This window comes from Streptomyces sp. NPDC050560, assembly GCF_044457285.1.
Taxonomy (GTDB): Bacteria; Actinomycetota; Actinomycetes; order Streptomycetales; family Streptomycetaceae; genus Streptomyces.
The window spans coordinates 518,912-539,412 of record NZ_JBITGT010000005.1; the positions used below are offsets into that span (position 1 = coordinate 518,912).

Genomic DNA, 20,501 nt, shown 5'->3' on the forward strand with positions numbered 1-20,501 from the left:
CACCGTCAGTCCCGCCCCACCAGAAGGCAGGACCAGGTGAACCCGGCCCCGGCGTTGACGACCAGCGCCCTGTCGCCGGGGGAGAGGATGCCGCGGGCGCTCAGTGCGGCGAGGTTGGCCGCGGTGTCGCCCGCGCCGAGATGGCCCGTGTCGCGCCCCAGGTCGACGATCTCCGCGTCGGTGACCTCCGCGATCGCCGGGCGGTACGCCTGGTCCAGCGTCTTGGCGCCGAGCCGGGGCAGCACCACACAGCGCAGCCGCGGATCGTCCGCGGCGAGGCCCGCGTCGCGCAGGCTGGCCCGCAGCACCGCGTGCATGCGCTCCCGCCCGGCCGCCGCGAACGTCTCGATCCCGTGCTCGGCGAGGAACGCCTTCTTGGTACGGCGCATGTCGACATGGGGACTGTGCCAGCGGGCTGCGGGGCTGAACGCGTCGTCACCGCGGTGCATGCGCTCCAGCTCGGGCGCGGCCCTGGTGTTGACGGCGTACAGCGTCAGCTCCGCGCCGTCGGGCCCGAGGCGGTGCAGCAGCAGCGCCGTGGCGCCGTCCCCGTAGCCGATGCCGTAGTCGCTGCGCCAGCGGTCGAAACCGGGCTCGGCGAACCGGTCGGCCGTGGTGATCAGGGCGTATCCGAGGCCGGGCTCCAGCAGGAGCCTGGCGGCGGCGAGTTCGACGGCGGCGGCCCCGCCGTTGCAGAGCTGCTGGACGCCCAGCGGGGCGGCGGCCGCGATCCCGAGTTCATGGGCGATGTAGTGCGCGGGCGACCACAGGTCATGGCCCTGGTGGTGCAGCCACGCGTGCAGCGCCATGCCCACCTCGGCGGGCTTGACGGCGGCGGCGTCGAGACTCGCGCGGGCGGCGAGCACCGCCATCTCCGGCGGCGCCGACACGGCGACGGGCAGGGCGGAGTAGCCGAGTTCCGCCGCGGTGTCCGGCTCGACCCGGCCCTGGGCGACGGCGTCGGCGGCACGGTCGGACTCGGGCGGCAGCCAGGCGTACAGACCGGACATGCCCAGGGGCTCTGACAGGCGCACGGGGCCTCCTCGATCGCTGCGTCTGTGAGGCCCTGCGGCCCCACAGACGCAAATGACAGACCACTGTCTGAGGACAGACCTCTACTCTATAACAGAGTTCTGTCTCTCGGGGCCGGAGAAGAGTGAAGACCCCTTCGAGGGGAGCCCGCAGGCGCGAACGCGCACACCACGACGACCGAAAGAAGGCGCCGCACCCATGGCCGAGACCCACCCGGATACCGACGCAGACAGCCACCCGGACAACGACTCAGGCACCGACTCCGGCATTCGCGTGACCACGGACGACGCCGTACGCACCGTCACCTTCGCCAGGCCGGAGCGCCGCAACGGCATGGACCTGGCGATGTTCCGCGGCTACTTCGACGCCCTCGCCGAGGCCGACCGCGACCCGCGGGTACGCGCGATCGTCGTCACGGGCGACGGCGGCAGCTTCTGCTCCGGCGCCACCCCGGCGCTCCTCGACGAGCTGACCGGGCCCGCCGCCCGCCGCGACCTCGCCGAGCACCTGGGACACCCCCCGCACCTGCCGCTGACCCTGCGCACCCCGCTCGTCGCGGCCGTCAACGGCAGCGCGGCGGGGCTCGGCCTGGTCCACGCGCTCGGCGCCGACGTCCGCTTCCTGGCCGACAGCGCCCAGCTCTCCACGGTCTTCGCCCGCCTCGGCCTCGTCGCCGAGTACGGCGCGGCCTGGCTGCTGCCGCGCCTCGTCGGCACCGGCGCCGCCATGGACCTGCTGCTCTCCGCCCGCCCGGTCGGCGCGCGCGAGGCGCTGCGCATCGGCCTCGTCCAGTACGTCACCCCGCGCGCGGAGGTGAAGGACCGCGCCACCGAGTACGCCCGTCAACTCGCCGCCACCTGTTCACCCGCCTCCCTCGCCGCGATCAAGGGCCAGGTCCTGCGCGGCCTCGACCAGGGGGCGCAGGCAGCAGTCGCCGAGTCGGTGGCGCTCATGCGGGAGTCCTTCGAGAGCCCGGACTTCACGGAGGCGATGCGGGCCGTGCGGGCGCGCCGCAAGCCGGTGTTCTGACCGCGGGACACGGAGGTGGCCTAGCCTCTCTGACGTGTTGTGAACGTGTTGCAGCACTTTGAAACGCTTTGAGGGCGCTCGGGGGCCGGCGCAGGCGGCGGGGCCGCCCGGTCGGTTCCCTGGGGCGCCGCCGACCGACCGCGCGGCACACCCCCGTGGCCGCGCCGTACCCGAGAGGGGCGACATGCCCTCGACCGCAGCACCTTCTGTGGTGCTCACCGCGGAAGCCCGCATCCGCGCCGACCGGCGCGCCGAGTTCCTGGCAGCGGCCACCGCCCTGCGCACCGCGAGCCGCGCCGAAGACGGCGTCATCGCCTTCGGCTTCTACGAGGACCCCACGGAGCCCGGGCTGTTCTTCTTCCGCGAGGAGTACCGCGACCAGGACGCCATGGACCGCCACATGGCGCTCCCGCACGCCCAGGAGTACGTCCGTGCCCAGGGCGGCTGGCTCGCCGAACCCGCCACCGCACGGCTCAGCGCGACCGAGACCGTGCGGGAGTTCCACATCCAGCCGCTTACCTGACACCGGCCACACGCCCCGGAAGCACCGCCTCCGCCCGCTGCGAACTGGGGCTTCAGTGAACGGCAAGGGGTTCGCAAGGGGACCTCGTCCGGGTCTTGTCCTGCTCTGTCCGCGGTCTCCCGTGATCCACAACCGGGGGGTGTCACATTGTTCGGGGGCACCGCTGTCTCCACCTTCGGGGGCCACCACGCGCCCCAGTGAGGAGACACGCATGCACCAGCGAGTGTTGATCGTCGGGGGCGGCCCCGTCGGCCTCGTCCTCGGCTGTGAACTGCTGCGCCAGGGGGTGGAGGTACGCCTCGTCGACGCCGACCGGCGCCCTTCGCAGCACTCACGCTCCAACGTCATCTGGTCCCGCAGCCTGGAACTGCTCGACCGCGTCGGGGTGGTGGACGCCCTGCTCGACGGCGGCCACCAGTGCGACGGACTCGCCTACTACTCCTACGGGCGCCACCTCGGCAGCACCCTCGTCAGGCGGCTCGACAATCTCCTCTACCCCTTCGCCCTGATGATCCCGCAGAGCGACACCGAGACCGTGCTGCGCGGGCGCCTTGAGGAACTGGGCGGCCAGATCGAGCGGGGGGTGCGCCTCACCGGCCTCGACACCTCGGGCGGACGCCCCGAGGCCAAGCTCGAACACGCCGACGGCACCGTCGAGGAGACCACCGCGGACTGGCTGATCGGCGCCGACGGCGCCCACAGCACCGTCCGCAAGGAACTCGCCATCGACTACCAGGGCCCCCAGGTCAACGTCAGCATCGCCATCACCGACGCCGTGATGGACACCGCGCTCGACGAACGCCTGGCGCACCACTGCTACTCCCGCACCGGAGCCCTCGTACTGGCACCGCTCGGGGGCGCCCGCTACCGCATCGCCGTCTCGGTACCGCACACCGAGGACGCCACCCCGCCCTCGCGCGCGCTCTTCCAGGAACTCGTCGACGACCGCGCCCCCGGCACCAACACCGTCGGCAGCCTGAACTGGAGCACCGTCCACCGCATCCGGTGCGCCACCGCGGCCACCTTCAGGCACGGCCGCTGCTTCCTCGTGGGGGACGCCGCACACATCGTCAGCCCCGCCGCAGGCCAGGGCATGAACACCGGCATCCAGGACGCGGTCAACCTCGGATGGAAGCTCGGAGGCGTCCTGCGCGGCACCCTCGACGCGCGCGTGCTCGACTCCTACGACGCGGAGCGGCGCCCCGTCGTCCACCAGGTGGCACGCGCCGCCGCCCTCCAGACCCGCTTCGGCGTCGTCGGCAGCCGCTACAAGATCGCCGTGCGGGACACGGCCGTCCGCGCGGCCCACCGCACCGGGCTGCTCCAGCGCTATGTGGCACCCCAGTTGAGCCAGGCCGACGTCCACTACGGCGAGCGGCCACGCCGCCGCCTCCCGCTCCCCGGCCGCCCCGATCCCGCACCCGAGGGCGCCAGGCTCCCGCTCAGGCTCGGCGGCGCGCCCGGGGCCGTACCCGGCGCCGGGCACTGGCCCGCCATCGCCGCCGACACCTTCACCGTCCTGCTGTGGCCCGGCCGCGCCGCGGGCAACCCCCGGTGGGGCACGGCCAAGGACCGCGCCCGTGCCTCACTGCCCGAGGGCGTGGCGTCCCTCGACGTCCCCGCGAGCGCACCCCGCGCCCTCGCCGCCGCCCTGGGCACGGCCCCCGCCGCGGTTCTCGTACGGCCCGACGGGCACGTCCTGGCCCGCGTCGGGATGGGCGACCCGGGAGCGGTCGGGCAGGCCGTCGGCCGGGCGATGCGGGAGCTGTGACGCGCGGGCGGCGACCGGCTCCCCGGTGCACCCGGGGACTCCCCGGTGTACCCGCGCCTCGGGGCCAATTCGCCGTCAGGAAGCGGAAGGAGAGCGACCGTTTGTGACCAATGAGGCGGCTGGGAAATCCGTGCAACCCCCGGCGAGGTCCGCCTGTCTAAGACATGACGTCCAGGGAAACGCGGCCTTTCCGAGGGGCGACGGCGGCCCGCGGGGCCGTCGGCCGCAGGCCGTCCCTCCGGCCGCCAGGCCCTGGCCCGTCACCGAGCACGCTTCCCGACCGACCTGGAGAGACCCCCATGCGCCTTCGACCCCCCTCCGCCCTGGCCGCCGCCGTGGCGACCGCCGCCGTCGCCGTGCCCCTGGCCGTACTCGCCCCCCTGGCGCAGGGCGCGGAGGGAACCCCCGACCTGGTGTGGTCCCCGCTGACCGACGACGGCTTCGAACCGGGCACCGTGCACCACCAGTCGGTGACGATCACCAACGAGGGCACCGCCACCGCGCGCGACATCGTCTTCAGGACCACCCTCACCCGCGGCCTCGACTTCCCGGGACCCGTGGCCGGCTGCTCTTACGGCACCGACGCCGACCAGGTCAAGGAGGCGGTCTGCCACCTGGACAAGGCGATAGCCCCCGGCGCGAGCACCAAGCTGTCGCTGCCGGTGAAGGTGCTGGACAAGGCACTCTTCGAGACCATCGGCTACGGCACCAGCGCCACCGGCGCCGACCCGGGCGACAGCCTCGACCAGCTCACGCTGCGCGCCGACAACACCGCCGACCTCCAGGCGGCAGGCGACAAGGCGGCGGGCGCGCCCGGCGACACCGTCGACGTGACGGCCACCCTGAAGAACAACGGCCCCGGCTGGGTGCGCCAGAACGCCAGCGACGACCAGGCGGCGCTGCTGGTGAACATCCCCAAGGGCACCACCGCGGTCGACGTCCCCGGGGACTGCACCCCGTTCCACATCGACGGCCCGAGCGGCGAGCCCGGCGAGCCCGGCAAGCCCCAGTACGTGTGCGCCCCGTCCGACTACACCCTGGACGCCACGTCCTCGTACCCGTACACCTTCGGCCTGAAGATCGGCGCCGGCACCGAGGGCACCGCCAAGGGCTCGGCGAAGGCGACGTCGGTCTACGACATCGACCCCGACTACGACGCCGACCTCGCCAACAACGAGGCGCCGATCACGGTGGACGTCCAGGGCTGACAGCCCCGCACGGCACCCGCGCCCGCCTGCCCGCCCCTCAGCGGCTCCAGGCGGGCGCCCGCCTGCGGTGCAGTTCGCCGCCCGCGGTGAGCGCCGCCGCGGCCCGCCGCCCCGTGGCGCCGCCGAGCCCCGTCCCAAGACGCAGCGCGCGCAGCGTGAGGACCTGCGCCGCCATCAGCGCGACCACCGGGTCGGGGGAGTCGAGCAGGTCCGCGCAGCCCGGGTCGTCGAGGTCGTCGCGGGTGAGGCGCCGGCCGCCGCACACCTCGCCGATCAGCTCGCCCACCCGCTCCCGCAGCGGTCCTGTGGCCTCGCGCTCGGCCCACCGCAGATACGGCAGCTCGCGCGGCCCCATGGCGACCACCACGGTCTCGGCGAGCCTCCTGACCGCCGGGTCCGGGCTGAGGAGCTGGTGCGCCTGGCAGACGGGGATGCAGGTGCAGACCTTGTTGCAGGTACAGATCTGGCCGCCGGTGCCGCCGCCGATCTCATAGGACGGCGGGTCGTCGTAGTCGGGCGGCGAGTAGGTGTCGGGCGGTGTGTACGCCGGTTCGGTGTCCGGCGGCGAGTAGGTCTCGGTGGGCTCCGTGGAGTCGCCGGGGGAGTCCGACGGCGAGGGGGAGTCGGAGGGCGACGAGGAGTCCGACGAGCCCGGGTAAGGGGACGTGGGGGTGTCGGAGCCCTTGTCGTCGCAGCCGCTCAGCAGCAGCGCGGCCGCGACCGACGAGGCGATCCCGGCGCCCAGGAAGCCGCGCCGCCCCGACTTCGCCTCCCACGGCGGCCTGGTGATGGGCAGGATCTCCACGGGGCCGGTGGACCCGTCGGCGTTCACCCGCTGGATCTCGTAGCGGGGCGCCGCGGCCTGCGGCTTCTTCTCCCCACCCTTGCCCGGGCGCCGCGGGCGCGGCCAGGGCAGCATCACGTCATTCATGGTCACCTCCGGCCGCGGCGGCGGCGAGTTCGGACGCCGCGCCCTCCTGGGCTCCGTGCACGGCGCAGGGCGTCTCCTGCCCGGCCCGCCACATCAGGCCGCCCGACTGGGCGATCCGGGTGAGCAGTTGGTCCTTCACCAGCTCGCGGGTGATGTGGCAGCGCTGCGAGCCGACGAACTCGCCGCGCCCGTTGGCGGCGAGCGACTTGTGGTAGCAGTCGCCCGCGCAGTTCCACCTGGCGAAGCAGCCGTCGCAGAAGGACCGGTTCTCGACCCCCAGATCCCGCAGCCGCTCCAGCCGGTCCATGTCGAAGGCGTAGCCGTCCGCGTCGGGCGCCCCGTAGAGGAAGACGTCGGCGAACTCGTTGTCCTCGGCGAACGCCTCGAAGCAGGCCGACACGTTCCCCGAGGGCGTCAGGCAGAAGTTGTCCTGGGTGATGCCGCAGAAGTGGTTGCTGACGGTGCCGACCCTGGCGGCGCTGTACAGCAGCTCCTGCCCGTACCGCGCGGCCCGGCCCTGCGCCTCGCGGAAGGCCGCGATGAACTCCTCGGTCTCCGCGTCCGGTTCGCCCTCGTGCCTGCCGAGCTGGTAGGCGGGCTCCACCTGCACCCGCCGGGGCGCGAAGTTCGACAGGACGAACTCCACGGAGTCCGGCAGCAGCGGAATCTGCTCGGCGGTGACCGTGAGCCGCACCGCGAAGGGGTAGTCAGCCTCCGCGAAGCGCCGCATGGTGTGCATGACACGGGCGCTCGACCCCGTGCCCCGCACCGTCGGCCGGTGCTTGTCGTGCACCTCGGGCAGCCCGTCGAAGGACAGGCTCATCCCCCCGTTGAGATGGGCGATCATCCAGTCGATCTGCCGGTCGGTGAACACCCCGTTCCCCGCCGACGCGGCGATGACCTCCAGGTCGCCCGCCTGCTCGCGCGCGTAGGCGAGCGACTCCGTCATGAGGTTCCAGTGGACGCTGGGCTCCCCGCCGCCGTGGTAGTTGACCCCGGCGAACGGCGCCCCCTGCCGCTTGGCGTTGGCGACGACGAAGTCGATGCCCTGCCTGGCCACGTCCATGGACATATAGCTGGCGGGGGCGTCGCCCGCCGAGGCGTAGCAGTAGGTGCAGCGCAGATTGCACGCCGTCGTCAGGAACAGCGTCACCTCGGTCGGCTCGGGGGTGCCCCGGCGGCGGGTGACGGGCGGCCGCGGCCTGCGCCGCAGCCCGGTCTCCTCGACCAGCGCGGCCACGCTCGCGTCGCCCTGCCCCCCGGCTAGGACGTCGGACACCGCCGCCGTCATGGCCTCGCTGGCCGCGAAGGCCACGCCGTGCAGCGGCGCGTACACCAGATACGCCTCGTCCTCCAGCGGGATGGCGAAGACGTCGGAATGTCCGTTCAATGAATCGCTCCAAGCCGCTCGTCACTGTCCGGCTGGCGCACGACGGCCCTGCCGCCCGTGCGCCCCGTACCTCGGCGCGCGCGGGACGTGGGGCGGTCCGTCGCACCGGGACCCGGCCGCACCGCCATGGTGGAGCGGCCCCGGCGGGACGGGTCCCGGCGCGGGGGAGCGCAGGGGCGGGGTCCCGTCCGGCAACGGATCACGCACGCGCGTGGAGGGCGGGCACGCGGAGGCCGGGCGGGCGGCGGTCGGGCGGGTGGCGGTCGAGCGGTGGGGGAGCGGTTCAGCCGGAGACCCGCCAGGCCCCCGCCACGACTCCCGCAGCCACCGTCACCACCGAGAACGTCACCATCACCCCACGCCCGGTCGGACTCCACCAGGCGCGCTGGGCCCACTCGTACGCCGCCGACGCGCCCGCCGCGGCGGCGCCGGTCCGCGCCCCGGCACTCACCCCTCCGGCCGGAAGGCCGCCCTCCGCCGCGAGCGGTCGGCCAGGGGAGGTGGAGCGGCGGGCGGGAAGGGGGCGCGCGGGGAAGCGGAGGGCGCCGCGCCGGGCGCCTGAGCGCGCCGACCGCACCTCGGGCCACCGGAGCAGGGACCGGTACCGCACGGCCCCGGACCGCCGCCTCGGCACCGGGGGGCGCTGCACTCGGGGCAGCAGCGACCAGCATGGGGGGAGGGGCTTCGCCGTCGAATCCGTTCCTTCCATACCGGCCTCAACGAACAACAGGCCCATTCGGGGACGGCCCCGTCAACGCCCGGCACACTTTCCCCTGCGGGAGTGGGCCGTACGGCGGCACCGCCGCGCGCCGCCCCACCCGTCACACCGTCCACCACAGCGGAAACGAGGGATGCCCCATGGCCACCGTGGTCGAACTGGCCCGCTTCACCGTTCACGAGGGCGCCGAGGAGGCGCTGCGGCGAGAGCGCCCCGCGATGCTCCGCGCGCTGCGCGAGCGCTTCCCCGGCTGTCTGGCCGCCTACCTCACCAAGGAGGACGACGGCGGCTGGCTCGACATCGTCGTCTGGCGTGGCAGGGCCGAGGCGGAGGAGTCGGCGAAGCTGGCGAGCACCGTCCCCGAAGTCGCCTCGTGGTTCCGGCACATCGCCGAGTCCGGCGGCATCAGGCACGCCGAGGTGGTGGACGCGTGGCCCGCGCCCTGACCGCCTCGCAGCGGCGCCGCCCGGCCACGGGACCGCACCCGCCGGGTGGGCGTTGACCTGCCCAAACGGGCTGTGGCAACCTGATCGCCCGTTACATCCGCCCGACCCCCGGGAGCCGTGATCGTATGCGCTCGGACCCCTGGCCGGCCGACCACCCGGTCCTTGAGGCACTGCGCCGCCGCCGCGACGGCGACCGGTCGGCGGGCCCCGACGGCCTGAAGATCGGTCTCGCCGTCGAGGGCGGCGGCATACGGGGCGTGGTGTCGGCCGCGATGCTCTGCGCATTGGAGGACCTGGGCTTCCGCGGCGCCTTCGACGCGGTCTACGCGGCGTCCTCCGGCTCCATCAACAGCGGGTACTTCCTCAGCGGCGACACCTGGCACCGCCTGTCCATCTACTACGACGACCTCGCCACCCGCCGCTTCGTCGACCCACGCCGCGCCCTCAGGGGCAACATCATGGATTTGGAGTACGTCTTCGGCATCGTGGACCGCGTCAAGCCCATGGACTACCGCGCGGTCCTCGCCTCGCCCACCCGGCTGCATGTCGCCGTCACCCTGGTCGACGAGCTGCGCACCGCCGCGGTTGCCGACTTCGACGGTGCCCGCGACCTGCGGGCCGCCCTGGTGGCGAGCACCTGGCTGCCCATCGCCCTGCGGGGCACCGCGAGTTACCGCGGCAGCCGGGCCCTGGACGGCGGGGTCCTCACCCCGCACCCCTTCCGCCTCGCGCTGGCGGACGGCTGCACACACGTCCTGTCCCTCAGTACCAAGCCGATCGCACCGCCCCCGGCCCGCATCACCGTCGCGCAGCGGTACGCCATACGCCATCTCGACCGGGTCCGCCCCGGCCTCGGCGCCGGGTACCGCGACGGCCTGGTCCGCTACCGCGACGAGCGCCGCACGCTCCAGCACCGCATGATCCACCCGGGCAGGGCCCCGTACGTGCTCGACCTTGCCCCGATGCCCTGGATGCCCGAGGTGAAGCGGTACGAACTGGACCCGGGCCGCATCATCGCGGGCGCCCGTGGCGGCTACGAGGTCATGTACTGCGCGATGGAGGGGGTAGAACCGCGCCTCCTCCACGAGAACCGGCTGCGCGCCGTCCCCCGCCTCACAATGGTGGGCGTGCCTCCCCCACCCTTCGGGCAGTGGGGCAGCACCTGACCGGCCCCGGCACGGACGAACGCGCCCGCGCCGACTCTGCTCTTCACGGCCGAGAGCGAGCTGTTCTCGCGCCACCGGCGCAGCACCGTCGGCCCGTAGCGGCCGTGCCGCCCGCCGAAGCCCATGGGATCGCTCCCACGGAGCAGGGCCACGGCGCGTATCCGTTCTCCCGGTCGGCGGCCGCGGCGCCGGTGCCGTCGCTCCGCTCCGGGGTCTGGTCAGGGGCGGGCCGCGTGCAGTACGTAGGTGCGTATCTCGGGCGGGATCAGCGGGGAGATCTCGGCGGTGGACTCCAGGCCGTGGTCGTGCAGCAGGTCGCGGATTGCGTCGAGCCTGCCGTCGATGTCCTGGACCTCCATGATCACCTGATCGGTCTTCGGCCAGTCCCCGGCGTCGACACCGAGCAGCACGTCAACTTCCGCCCCCTCGACGTCCACTTCCACGAGATCGACCCTGCTCCCCTCGCTCAGAAAGGTGGAAAGCTGCTCGATGCGGGCGCGGACCTGGTGGCCCGTGTGCTTCTCCTCGACGACGGACGCCCCCTCGATGGGCGTCAGAACCGCCTTCTGTAGCTTCTTCTCCTCCGGATAGCGCGTCGAATTGCCCAGAATCACGGGATAGTAGGTGAACGCCACGTCGTCGTCGCGTTCCGCGCCCAGCGCGCAGGGGTGCACGGTGACGTTTCCGAGGCCGTGCATCCGTATGTTCCTGCGCAGCACTTCCAGCGTCTCCGGGATGGGTTCGAACGCCAGGATCTCGGCCCCGGGCCACCGCTGGATCGCGTAGAGCGAGAAGAGCCCGATGTTCGCCCCGACATCCACGGTCAGGGGCCGGAGGGAAGGGCCCACAGCCTCGCCCGGTCACGGAGCCGGAACCAGATGCCCGCTTCGACGCGCCGTGGCTGGGTGGGGGGGTGCGGTAACCGCAGGGTGGATGTTCGCGGCCCACCGCGATCCCGTCCACCGCTGGACACCGCCGCGCACAACGGCCACCCCCTGCCCGACACCCCGGCCGCACCTCCCCCCCCCGCCTGCCGAAAGCCCCGCCCCGGCCACCCCGACGTCCTCCGTGGGCAGAGCACTTATGCACAGAAGGAGGGCAATCCCGGGTTGTTCGGCAGCCCGTTTCCGAGTCGATCACCACGGGGCTCCCCCCGTGCGCCCTCCAGCACAAGGGACCGGGCCGGGTCACCAGGTGACGGGCAGCTCGTACGCCCCGTAGACGGCCATGTCGCTGCGCATGGGCACGTCACCGGCGGGCACCGCGAGCCGCAGGCCGGGGAAGCGGTCGAGCAACCCGCGGTATCCGGCGGCTAGTTCGATGCGGGCGAGGTTCTGCCCGAGGCACTGGTGGATGCCGTAGCCGAAGGCCAGATGGTTGCTGCGGGGGCGCCCCACGTCGAGCAGTTCGGGGGCGTCCACGAGGGACGGTGCGCGGTTCACCGCGGGAACCGAGACCGCCACGGACTGCCCCGCCCTGACCAGCACGTCACCGACGGCGACATCCTCCAGTGCGACCCTGACGGGGAAGGCGTTGACGATGCCGAGGTAGCGAAGCAGCTCCTCGACCGCGCCCGGGACCAGGGAGTCGTCCTCGCGCAGCCGGCGCATCTGGTCCGGGTGCCGCAGCAGGGCGAACGTACCGAGGCTCAGCATGTTGGTGGTGGTCTCGTGCCCGGCGATCAGCAGGAGCCGCGAGATGCCGACGATCTCGGCGTCGTCCAGATCGCTGTCCGAGACGAGGAGCGAGATCAGGTCCTCCTGCGGCGCGCGCCGCCTGACCCTGACCACGTCGGCGAGCAGCGCGTCGAGCGTGGCACGCGCAGCGCCGACCTCCCCGTCGGTGGCGTGCTGATGCAGGAGACGGCCGCTGGCCTGCTGGAAGACCCGGCGTTCCGCATACGGCACGCCCAGCATCTCGCAGATCACCAGAGAGGGGACCGGCAGCGCGAAGTGCTCGACCAGGTCGGCAGGCCGCCCCGCGGCCTCGACCGCGTCGAGGCACTGGGCCACGATGGCGCCGATACGGGGTTCGAGCGCGCGCATCCGCCGCAGGGTGAAGTAGCCGGTGAGCAGGGACCGGTAGCGGTGGTGCTCGGGCGGGTCCATGGTGAGGAACATGCCGGGCCCGTTGCCCTTCGCCTCGCGGATGGCGCGGGGGACGGGGCGCACGGTGTCGTCCCCGCGCCAGCGCTCGGCGCTGAAGCGCCCGTCCTGGAGCACCGCACGGGCCTCGTCGAAGCCGGTGACCAGCCAACCCGTGCTGCCGCCCGCGAACCTGAGCGGGCTGACCGGAGGGCCGGAGAGCAACACGGGCTGCGGGTCGACGTAGTTGGACCGCTCGCCTGGGTAGCGGGGCGGGGTGTCGTCGGAGTCTTGGCGGGAGGCGGTTTCGCGCGGGGTGTTCGCTGGGGCGCTCACTCGTTCTCCTGGGGCTCTCGGTGTGCTGGGACACCGGGGAGGGCGCGGGCCCGGCGACCGTACGAGCCGTCGATCGGTGAACCGACAGCCCGGCCGTGCCCTGGCCCGCAGGGCGGGCATCCACTGTATATGCGACGTTCGCCATATTATGGTCGGATTTGGCGACAAACGCGCCGCGCTCCGTCACGCGGCCGTCGCCGCCCCCGGCGTCGGACGAGTTACCGATGGCCTTCCGGCGGGCGGCTGCGGACCCTGCGAGCCGCACGGCGGGGTGGTTCTGGGGCCACCGACTATGGGGGTGTTGGGCCGCTGGTGGGCCGAACGGGCCGTTCATAGCGTTGTGCTCATGATGAATGACACGAACGAAGAGCGAAAAGGCGCTACCCGTCGGACGGCGCTGCGCGGGCTGGGACTCGCGGTGGGGGGCACGGCGCTGGCCACCGGGTTCGGAACCTCGCCGGCCGCGGCGCACCCGCGTCGCGGGCCCGGAACGTACGTGCTGGTGCACGGTACCCACAGCGCCGGGGCGTTCTGGATGCCGATCGCGCGGGAACTGGTGCTGCGCGGCCACCGCGTCGTCATGGTGGACCAGCCGCGGCACGGCGCGGAGGCTTTCGTGGCGGAGTCGTACCAGCGGCAGGACCTCACGGCGATGGCGGTCGAGCCCTCCCCGCTGAAGGGCCTCGGGCTGGACGACTACGAGGCGCGCGTCACGGGCATCGTGCGGCAGGCCGCACGGAACGGCCCGGTGGTGCTGGTCGGGCACAGCCTGGGTGGCGTGTCGGTCAGCCGTGTCGGCGACGCGGTCCCGCACCTGCTTCACCACATCTGCTACATGGCGGCCTTCTGTCCCAGCCGCGTCCTGCCCACGGCGGACGCCTGCACGGCGGCACCCGAGAACGCGAACGCCGTCAGCCCGGTGGAGCTGACAGTGGGCGACCCGGACCGGCTCGGGGTATTGCGGCTGAACTTCCGTACGGGTGTCCGCGGTGAGCTGGCCCTCCTGAAGGAGATGATCTGCGCGGACTACCCCGACGCCGACTTCCGCCGGATACTGGCCGGGATGCAGACCGACGAGCCCGTCGCCGCCTATGCGGGCCGAGCGGTCGGCCGGGCCGGCGGCTGGGGACGCATTCCCCGCACATACCTGCGTTTCGGCAAGGACCGTACGATCGCCACCGCGCTTCAGGACAGAATGATCGCGGAAGCCGACGCGTCCACCCCCGGCAACAGCTTCCGCGTGCACGATTTCCCCGGAGCGTCACACGTCGGCCCGCTGGACCCCACCCCGGTCGCGGACGTCCTGGACACGCTCGCAGGGTAGGGGGCCAGATTCTGTCCGGCGAAATATGTGACCTTCTGATTGATTGCTGACGGTTCGCCAGTGAGACCATCGCCGTGTGGGCGCACCCAGTGGCTCAAACTCGACGGCTCCCGCCCCGGAGGCGGCGGCCCCTACCGGCCATTCCGCCCCTCGCGACGCTACGGGCCCTGCTCCGTGGGAACGGCGGGCAGACCTGCGGCTCCTGTCAAGGTCGCGGGCTCCAGGAGTCTCGCCACTACCGCCTGGATGATGACGTCGTTGGCTATCCGCTCGCTCCCCACTCCGGCGATGTAGAGCCGGAAAGGCACAACCAGCAAGAGAGCCCACCAAGGGGAATAGAGCCAACTGAGCGCCGCTGCCAGACCTGCCAGGGAGTAGGCGACGTTCTTGCGGAACTCCGCCTCGCCCACGGCCCGGTCGTACTCGTTGAACAAGTCGTAGTTGGCGATCAGAAGTTTGATACGAAGCTGCCTGGTCTCACCAAGAACGTCTCGTGCCACAAGGTTGACCACACCCCGCTCACCCCGCTCACGCCGACGGTCTCTGGCCGCCCCTGACCTCGGGACCGGCACCCGCCCTTGTTCTTGAAGGAAGCGGACCAGGTCATCGAATGCGAGCTTGGACACGCGCGGAGTGAGGGTCAGCTGAATGTTCCTCAGCCTCGCCGTCTTCCGCGCTTCCTGCACATTCACATCGGAAACCCGGACCATCAACATCGCGCCGACGAGATACGCCGCAAATGCTGCGGACGCCAGCAATCCGGCAGAGCCCATCAAACCGCCGAGACGATACAGCGACGCCCACACACCCCGTGCTTGCTCCCGTGTCGGAATCCGATGTTCCACCGTCAGCCAGAGCGTCAAGAGCCATATGCACCCCGCAGACAGTGGTGCCCGGACGTCACGAAGACCAGGTAGCAGATTCGCCAGCATCTCTCTTCCTTGATCCAAGGTGCTCGCAGCATGGGACAGCAGGGTTTGCGGAGTACTGAGCGGCCGAGCCTGAGACACATGCTGAACCGGTGGTCGCGTCCCATGGGAGGAGGTGGTCGTCCGCGTCCAGGGTCTCGCTGGACAAGGAGACGGCAAACAGCTACGTCCGGCGGCATCCGCCTGCGCATATACGAAGACCCCGGCCTCAGCGCTTCCGCTGGTGACGGGGTCTTTGGGCACCTCATACAAGGTGCCCCCGGCAGGATTCGAACCTGCGCACACGGCTCCGGAGGCCGTTGCTCTATCCCCTGAGCTACGGGGGCGTGTCCGGTGTGGACGAGAAGAACAGTACCAGGCTGGGGGTGGTGGTCATGAACGGGTTTTGGCGGGTGGGGGCGGGGGCTTGTCCCCCGCAGGGGTGGAAGTGGGGAAAACCCGGACGCGGCGACCTCGGGCCACCTACTCTCAAGTTGTGCCAGGCGCGTCCGGCCGGGTGCTTGTTGTCGATGACAACAAGGTGATCCGGCAGCTGATCAGGGTCAATCTCGAACTTGAGGGGTTTGAGGTCGTGACCGCGGCCGATGGTGCCGAGTGTCTTGACATGGTGCATCAGGTGCGACCGGATCTGGTCACACTCGATGTCGTCATGCCTCGGCTCGACGGGCTGCGTACGGCGGCCAGGCTGCGTGCCGACCCCCGTACCAGTGCCCTGCCCCTCGTCATAGTCAGCGCGTGCTCGCCGCACCAGAGCGAGGTCAGGGTCGACGCCTTTCTTGCGAAGCCCTTCGAGCCGGCCGAGTTGGTCAGGACCGTGCGCCAGTTGCTCGAACGGCGGCGTTACGAGGAGGCCGAGGAGCGGGAGAGGGACGCGCGGGGTGGCGACGCCCCGGGGGCGGAAGGTTCGGGACTCGGCGGGCGTCGGGACGGGCCGCGCACGGGACGGGATCTTGAGGAGGGGGCCGGAAGGGGCTTCGGGGGCTAGCTGTGCAGAAGGCCGGTTCGCCGTGGTCTCCGCGCTCGCCTCGTGGCCTTCTCGTGGGATTCCGGAGGTCTCCCGGTCCGCCCTTTCGTGGCGTTTCGGTACGTGGAATCCGGGGGGCTGAAAAGTGGCGTGCTCCCATACGCTTGTTCCCGTGAACCCCGTGGAACTCTCCCGTACCGTGCTGCGCGCCGTCGAGCGTGCGGTGGCGGCGGGTGAGCTGGTGGTGGCCGTGCCCGAGCGTGCCGTGGTGGAGCGGCCCCGGGCCGGTGGGTGCGGGGACTACGCCACCGGGATCGCGCTTCGCGTCGCCGCAGAGGCGGGGGTGCCGGGGCGGGAGGCCGCCGGGGTGCTTCGGGAGCGGCTTCTCGACGAGCCGGGCATCGCACGCGTCGACATCACCGGGCCCGGGTTCCTGAACATCACCCTCGACGGTGCCGGGGCTCGGGCCGGGGGTGTGGGGGTGCTGCGGCGGATTCTGGAGGGCGGTTCCGTCGAATTCGGGACTGCTCGGGGGAGCCTCGGCGGGGCCGGTCGGCCCGGTCGGCTCGGCGAGTCCAGCGGTCCAGGGGGGCCCGGTGGTCCGGACGTGGCCGGGGGCGAGGGGCTGGGGGTCGTGCTCGTGCGTCCGGTCGAGGTGCGTGCCGTTGTGGTGGCCGATGCGCTCGGGCGGTTGCTGCGGGCGCAGGGGGTCGTCGACGTGCGCTTCGAAGACGATCACGGGGCGGAGGGCCGTCGCGGCATCGGCGCGGGCGGTGTGCCCGATGCGTGGGTACGGGGGTTCGGTCTTGGGCCCGCCGCCTCCGGCGCCCCGGCCACGCCCGGCGCCCCGCACACCACCGCGCCCCCCGCTGCCGCCCCCCGTACGTCCCCTTCCGACGCCTCCCCCTACCCGAAGCGCTATGTCCGTCCCCTGCCCGCCGTGTCCGACCCCCTCGTGCTGGGGCGGGACGCCGGGCGCTGGGCGTTGCTGGCGCCCGGCGCGGGGCGACGGGAGCTGGGGCGGGAGTGCCTTGTGCAGCGGGACTCGAACCCGTTGTTCCGGGTCAGGTACGCCCACTCCCGGGCCAGGGCGCTGGTGCGCGAGGCAGGTCGGCTCGGGTTCGCGAGCCGGGTCGACGAGGCCGAGGCGGTCCTGCTCGGGAGTGATGCGGTGACCGGCGCCGTGGCGCCCACCGGTGCTGGCACCAGTGGCGCGATGCCCAGTGGTGCCGTGACCGGCGATACGGCGCCTGGCGGCCCGGCAACCAGTGGCGCGACGCCCGCCGACCCGCCCACCCCCGGCGCTGCGACCACCCCCGGCCCTTCCACCGACAGCGAGGCGCCCGCCACCGCCACCACCCGCCTCCTGGACCTGCTCGCCGATCAGCCCGCCGAGTTGCGTATCGCCGCGCGGCTCGGGGCGCCCGATCGGGTCGCGCGGGGGCTGGTGCGTATCGCGGACGCCTTCCTCGCCTTTCACGGGGCCGTGCCCGTCCTGCCCTCGGGCGACGAGAAACCCTCGGCCGCCCACCGGGCCCGGCTCGCCCTCGTCGAAGCCGCCGGGACGGTGCTGGCCGGCGGCCTGACCCTGCTGGGCATCGACGCCCCCGACCTCATCTGAACGTCAACGAACCGAAAGAGCACAGCAAGCCATGAGCCGTTCCGCACACCCCGCAGGGCCCCGACACGGCGACGTACTGCCCGAGGGGCACCCCACGGCGCCGCCCGCCGACCTCAACGCGCTCGACCCCAAGGTGTGGGCGAGGACCGTGCGCCGCGCCGACAGCGGGGTGCTGACCGTCGGCGGTATCGAAGTGACGCGGCTCGCCGAGGAGTTCGGCACCCCCGCGTACTTCCTCGACGAGAGCGACTTCCGGGCACGGGTGCACGACTGGCGCACCGCGTTCGGACCGGGCGCCGACGTGTTCTACGCGGGCAAGGCGTTCCTGTCCCGGGCCGTCGTGCGCTGGCTGCACGAGGAGGGCATCAACCTCGACGTCTGCTCGGGCGGCGAACTGGCCACCGCGCTCGACGCCGGGATGCCCGCCGAGCGCATCGCCCTGCACGGCAACAACAAGTCGATGGCCGAGATCGAGCGGGCCGTCGAGGCGGGGGTCGGGCGGATCGTGCTCGACTCGTTCCAGGAGATCGTGCGGGTCGCGCACGTCGCGGACCGGCTCGGCAGGCGGCAGCCGGTGCAGATCCGGGTCACCGTCGGCGTCGAGGCGCACACCCACGAGTTCATCGCCACCGCGCACGAGGACCAGAAGTTCGGCATCGCGCTCGCGGACGGACAGGCCGCGGAGGCGGTGCGCCGCGCCCTCGGCCTGAAGGGCCTCGAACTCGTCGGCATCCACTCGCACATCGGCTCGCAGATCTTCGACACGGCCGGGTTCGAGGTCGCGGCCCGCCGCGTCGTCTCACTGCTCGCCGAGATCCGCGACGAGCACGGCGTCGAGCTGCCCGAGATCGACCTCGGCGGCGGCCTCGGCATCGCGTACACCAGCGAGGACGACCCGCGTGAGCCCGCGCAGATCGCCAAGTCGCTCGGCGAGATCGTCACCCGCGAGTGCGAGGCCGCCCGGCTCAGCACCCCGCGGATCTCCGTCGAGCCAGGCCGCGCCATCGTCGGGCCCAGCGCCTTCACCCTCTACGAGGTCGGCACGGTCAAGCCGCTCGACGGGCTGCGTACGTACGTCTCCGTCGACGGCGGCATGTCGGACAACATCAGGACCGCGCTGTACGACGCCGAGTACACCGTGGCGCTCGCCTCCCGGGCCTCCGACGCGGAACCGATGCTGGTCAGGGTCGTGGGCAAGCACTGCGAGAGCGGGGACATCGTGGTACGGGACGCCTTCCTGCCCGCCGACCTGGCGCCTGGGGACCTGATCGCGGTGCCGGCCACGGGCGCGTACTGCCGCTCCATGGCCAGCAACTACAACCACGCGCTGCGCCCGCCGGTCGTCGCGGTCGCGGGCGGCGGGGCCAGGACGATCGTCCGCCGGGAGACCGAGGAGGACCTGCTGCGGCTCGACGTCGGCTGAGGCGCCGGGTGTCCGGACGAGCGGCCGGGTGCCCGGCGGGTCCGATGCCGGGGGAGTGACGAAAGATACGGCGCCCGGGGCCCGCCGCGGCGGAGAATACGGGGGCGGCGGGCCCGGGAGGAGCAGGTCCGGCACCATGGGGCGCGGGCGGGAGTCCGTGGGCGCGTGCCTGGCCGAAAGGCGCGCCAGAACGGAACGGCAGTCCCGATAATGGTACGCACATCTCACAATCCGGACGGTCGGCTGTGGTTGCCTTCCGGTGCGTGAGACTTGACACCCACGATGGAGAAGCGAGGTCGGATGATGCGTAAGCGTCCGCTGAAGGTGGCGCTGCTGGGCTGCGGGATCGTGGGCTCAGAGGTGGCGCGCATCATGACGGCGCACGCCGACGACCTCGCCGCCCGGATCGGCGCCCCGCTCGAACTCGCCGGGATCGCCGTGCGCAGGCCCAGCGTGGTGCGCGACGGCATCGACCGCTCCCTCGTCACCACCGACGCGACCGCCCTCGTCAAGCGCGGCGATATCGACGTCGTCGTCGAGGTGATCGGCGGGATCGAGCCCGCCAGGTCCCTCATCACCGCCGCGATAGAGCACGGGGCCTCCGTGGTCTCCGCGAACAAGGCCCTCATCGCCCAGGACGGCGCTGCGCTGCACGCGGCCGCCGTGGAACACGGCAGGGACCTCTACTACGAGGCGGCCGTCGCGGGCGCCATCCCGCTGCTGCGCCCGCTGCGGGAGTCGCTCGCGGGCGACCACGTCCACCGGGTCGTCGGCATCGTCAACGGCACCACCAACTTCATCCTGGACAAGATGGACTCCTCGGGCGCGGGCTACCAGGAGGCCCTGGACGAGGCCACCGCCCTCGGCTACGCGGAGGCCGACCCCACCGCCGACGTGGAGGGCTTCGACGCCGCCGCCAAGGCCGCCATCCTCGCCGGTATCGCCTTCCACACCCGGGTCAGGCTCGACGACGTGCACCGCGAGGGCATGACCGAGGTGACCGCCTCGGACTTCGCTTCCGCAAAGGCGATGGGGTGCACCATCAAGCTGCTCGCCATCTGCGAGCGCGCCGCTGACGGCGCGTCCGTCACCGCCCGGGTGCACCCGGCGATGATCCCGCTCAGCCATCCGCTGGCCTCCGTCCGCGAGGCGTACAACGCGGTCTTCGTCGAGTCGGAGGCCGCGGGACAACTGATGTTCTACGGCCCGGGCGCCGGCGGCGCCCCCACCGCGTCCGCGGTCCTCGGCGACCTGGTCGCGGTCTGCCGCAACCGCCTCGGCGAGGCCACCGGGTTCGGCGACTCCGCGTACGCGCGACTGCCCGTCTCCCCGATGGGCGAGGTCGTGACGCGGTACCACATCAGCCTCGACGTGGCCGACAAGCCCGGGGTGCTCGCCCAGGTCGCGACGGTCTTCGCCGAGCACGGCGTATCCATCGACACGGTGCGCCAGCAAGGACGGCAGGACGGGGCCGAGGACGCCTCGCTCGTCGTCGTCACCCATCGCGCGTCGGACGCCGCCCTCACGGGGACGGTCGAGGCGTTGCGCGGCCTCGACACCGTGCGTGGTGTCGCCAGCATGATGCGGGTTGAAGGAGAGTAACCGG

At 72.5% G+C, this 20,501-nt stretch carries 17 protein-coding genes and 1 tRNA gene; 11 read left to right on the forward strand and 7 right to left on the reverse strand.

Going from position 1 to position 20,501, the window contains the following annotated elements; genetic code table 11:
- Positions 1–5: 5 nt before the first annotated feature.
- Positions 6–1,034, reverse strand: a complete 1,029-nt coding sequence (locus ACIBIW_RS14495) for a 3-oxoacyl-[acyl-carrier-protein] synthase III C-terminal domain-containing protein (RefSeq protein WP_399335731.1) — start codon at positions 1,032–1,034, stop codon at positions 6–8.
- Positions 1,035–1,230: 196 nt separating this feature from the next.
- On the opposite strand from ACIBIW_RS14495, the gene ACIBIW_RS14500 reads away from it, so the two are divergent.
- The 4 genes from ACIBIW_RS14500 to ACIBIW_RS14515 all read left to right on the forward strand — a co-directional run bounded on the left by ACIBIW_RS14500 (position 1,231) and on the right by ACIBIW_RS14515 (position 5,563).
- The gene (locus ACIBIW_RS14500) at positions 1,231–2,061 is read left to right on the forward strand and encodes an enoyl-CoA hydratase/isomerase family protein (RefSeq protein ID WP_399335733.1); all 831 of its coding nucleotides are present in this window, start codon (positions 1,231–1,233) and stop codon (positions 2,059–2,061) included.
- Between the two features lie 184 nt (positions 2,062–2,245).
- Positions 2,246–2,584, forward strand: coding sequence for a putative quinol monooxygenase (locus ACIBIW_RS14505; RefSeq protein WP_399335736.1), 339 nt, complete (start codon positions 2,246–2,248; stop codon positions 2,582–2,584).
- Positions 2,585–2,795: 211 nt separating this feature from the next.
- Positions 2,796–4,355 (forward strand): FAD-dependent monooxygenase, encoded by a 1,560-nt coding sequence (locus ACIBIW_RS14510; RefSeq protein WP_399335738.1) that lies wholly within the window; start codon positions 2,796–2,798, stop codon positions 4,353–4,355.
- Positions 4,356–4,654: 299 nt separating this feature from the next.
- Positions 4,655–5,563 (forward strand): hypothetical protein, encoded by a 909-nt coding sequence (locus tag ACIBIW_RS14515; protein WP_399335740.1) that lies wholly within the window; start codon positions 4,655–4,657, stop codon positions 5,561–5,563.
- A gap of 37 nt (positions 5,564–5,600) precedes the next feature.
- On the opposite strand, the gene ACIBIW_RS14520 is transcribed toward ACIBIW_RS14515, so the two are convergent.
- Both ACIBIW_RS14520 and ACIBIW_RS14525 read right to left on the reverse strand, forming a co-directional pair.
- Positions 5,601–6,494 carry a hypothetical protein gene (locus ACIBIW_RS14520; protein ID WP_399335742.1) on the reverse strand — a complete coding sequence of 298 codons (894 nt, stop codon included), beginning with the start codon at positions 6,492–6,494 and terminating at the stop codon, positions 5,601–5,603.
- The gene (locus ACIBIW_RS14525; protein ID WP_399335744.1) at positions 6,487–7,884 is read right to left on the reverse strand and encodes a radical SAM protein; all 1,398 of its coding nucleotides are present in this window, start codon (positions 7,882–7,884) and stop codon (positions 6,487–6,489) included. Before ACIBIW_RS14525 ends, ACIBIW_RS14520 begins: the two co-directional genes overlap by 8 nt.
- Before the next feature lie 858 nt (positions 7,885–8,742).
- Between ACIBIW_RS14525 and ACIBIW_RS14530 the strand changes: the two genes are divergently transcribed.
- Positions 8,743–9,048, forward strand: coding sequence for an antibiotic biosynthesis monooxygenase (locus ACIBIW_RS14530; RefSeq protein ID WP_399335746.1), 306 nt, complete (start codon positions 8,743–8,745; stop codon positions 9,046–9,048).
- Between the two features lie 125 nt (positions 9,049–9,173).
- Positions 9,174–10,214 carry a patatin-like phospholipase family protein gene (locus ACIBIW_RS14535; RefSeq protein ID WP_399335748.1) on the forward strand — a complete coding sequence of 347 codons (1,041 nt, stop codon included), beginning with the start codon at positions 9,174–9,176 and terminating at the stop codon, positions 10,212–10,214.
- Between the two features lie 218 nt (positions 10,215–10,432).
- Here ACIBIW_RS14535 and ACIBIW_RS14540 read toward each other — a convergent pair whose 3' ends face one another.
- Together ACIBIW_RS14540 and ACIBIW_RS14545 are read right to left on the reverse strand one after the other, a co-directional pair.
- On the reverse strand, positions 10,433–11,035 hold the full coding sequence (locus tag ACIBIW_RS14540; protein ID WP_399335750.1) for an FkbM family methyltransferase: 603 nt from the start codon (positions 11,033–11,035) through the stop codon (positions 10,433–10,435).
- A gap of 366 nt (positions 11,036–11,401) precedes the next feature.
- Positions 11,402–12,634, reverse strand: coding sequence for a cytochrome P450 (locus tag ACIBIW_RS14545; RefSeq protein WP_399335752.1), 1,233 nt, complete (start codon positions 12,632–12,634; stop codon positions 11,402–11,404).
- A 496-nt stretch (positions 12,635–13,130) separates the two neighbouring features.
- Between ACIBIW_RS14545 and ACIBIW_RS14550 the strand changes: the two genes are divergently transcribed.
- On the forward strand, positions 13,131–13,958 hold the full coding sequence (locus ACIBIW_RS14550) for an alpha/beta hydrolase (protein WP_399335754.1): 828 nt from the start codon (positions 13,131–13,133) through the stop codon (positions 13,956–13,958).
- 158 nt (positions 13,959–14,116) lie between these two features.
- On the opposite strand, the gene ACIBIW_RS14555 is transcribed toward ACIBIW_RS14550, so the two are convergent.
- Together ACIBIW_RS14555 and ACIBIW_RS14560 are read right to left on the reverse strand one after the other, a co-directional pair.
- The gene (locus ACIBIW_RS14555; protein WP_399335756.1) at positions 14,117–14,821 is read right to left on the reverse strand and encodes a hypothetical protein; all 705 of its coding nucleotides are present in this window, start codon (positions 14,819–14,821) and stop codon (positions 14,117–14,119) included.
- Positions 14,822–15,141: 320 nt separating this feature from the next.
- Positions 15,142–15,213: transfer RNA gene (locus ACIBIW_RS14560), tRNA-Arg, on the reverse strand.
- Between the two features lie 194 nt (positions 15,214–15,407).
- Between ACIBIW_RS14560 and ACIBIW_RS14565 the strand changes: the two genes are divergently transcribed.
- The 4 genes from ACIBIW_RS14565 to ACIBIW_RS14580 all read left to right on the forward strand — a co-directional run bounded on the left by ACIBIW_RS14565 (position 15,408) and on the right by ACIBIW_RS14580 (position 20,497).
- Positions 15,408–15,872, forward strand: coding sequence for a response regulator (locus ACIBIW_RS14565; RefSeq protein WP_399335758.1), 465 nt, complete (start codon positions 15,408–15,410; stop codon positions 15,870–15,872).
- 151 nt (positions 15,873–16,023) lie between these two features.
- Positions 16,024–17,472: an ArgS-related anticodon-binding protein NrtL gene (nrtL, locus tag ACIBIW_RS14570; RefSeq protein ID WP_399335760.1), complete on the forward strand. Its 1,449-nt coding sequence runs from the start codon at positions 16,024–16,026 to the stop codon at positions 17,470–17,472.
- A gap of 31 nt (positions 17,473–17,503) precedes the next feature.
- Positions 17,504–18,895 carry a diaminopimelate decarboxylase gene (gene lysA / locus ACIBIW_RS14575; protein WP_399335762.1) on the forward strand — a complete coding sequence of 464 codons (1,392 nt, stop codon included), beginning with the start codon at positions 17,504–17,506 and terminating at the stop codon, positions 18,893–18,895.
- A gap of 300 nt (positions 18,896–19,195) precedes the next feature.
- Entirely contained in the window at positions 19,196–20,497 is a 1,302-nt protein-coding gene (locus ACIBIW_RS14580; protein WP_399335764.1) for a homoserine dehydrogenase, read from the forward strand.
- Positions 20,498–20,501: the final 4 nt, after the last annotated feature.

Coding starts and splice junctions, on each gene's coding strand:
- ACIBIW_RS14535 (WP_399335748.1), top strand. CDS start 9,174: ATGCGCTCGGACCCCTGGCCGGCCGACCACCCGGTCCTTGAGGCACTG.
- ACIBIW_RS14580 (WP_399335764.1), top strand. CDS start 19,196: ATGATGCGTAAGCGTCCGCTGAAGGTGGCGCTGCTGGGCTGCGGGATC.
- ACIBIW_RS14510 (WP_399335738.1), top strand. CDS start 2,796: ATGCACCAGCGAGTGTTGATCGTCGGGGGCGGCCCCGTCGGCCTCGTC.
- ACIBIW_RS14500 (WP_399335733.1), top strand. CDS start 1,231: ATGGCCGAGACCCACCCGGATACCGACGCAGACAGCCACCCGGACAAC.
- ACIBIW_RS14515 (WP_399335740.1), top strand. CDS start 4,655: ATGCGCCTTCGACCCCCCTCCGCCCTGGCCGCCGCCGTGGCGACCGCC.
- ACIBIW_RS14530 (WP_399335746.1), top strand. CDS start 8,743: ATGGCCACCGTGGTCGAACTGGCCCGCTTCACCGTTCACGAGGGCGCC.
- ACIBIW_RS14520 (WP_399335742.1), bottom strand. CDS start 6,494: ATGAATGACGTGATGCTGCCCTGGCCGCGCCCGCGGCGCCCGGGCAAG.
- ACIBIW_RS14505 (WP_399335736.1), top strand. CDS start 2,246: ATGCCCTCGACCGCAGCACCTTCTGTGGTGCTCACCGCGGAAGCCCGC.
- lysA (WP_399335762.1), top strand. CDS start 17,504: ATGAGCCGTTCCGCACACCCCGCAGGGCCCCGACACGGCGACGTACTG.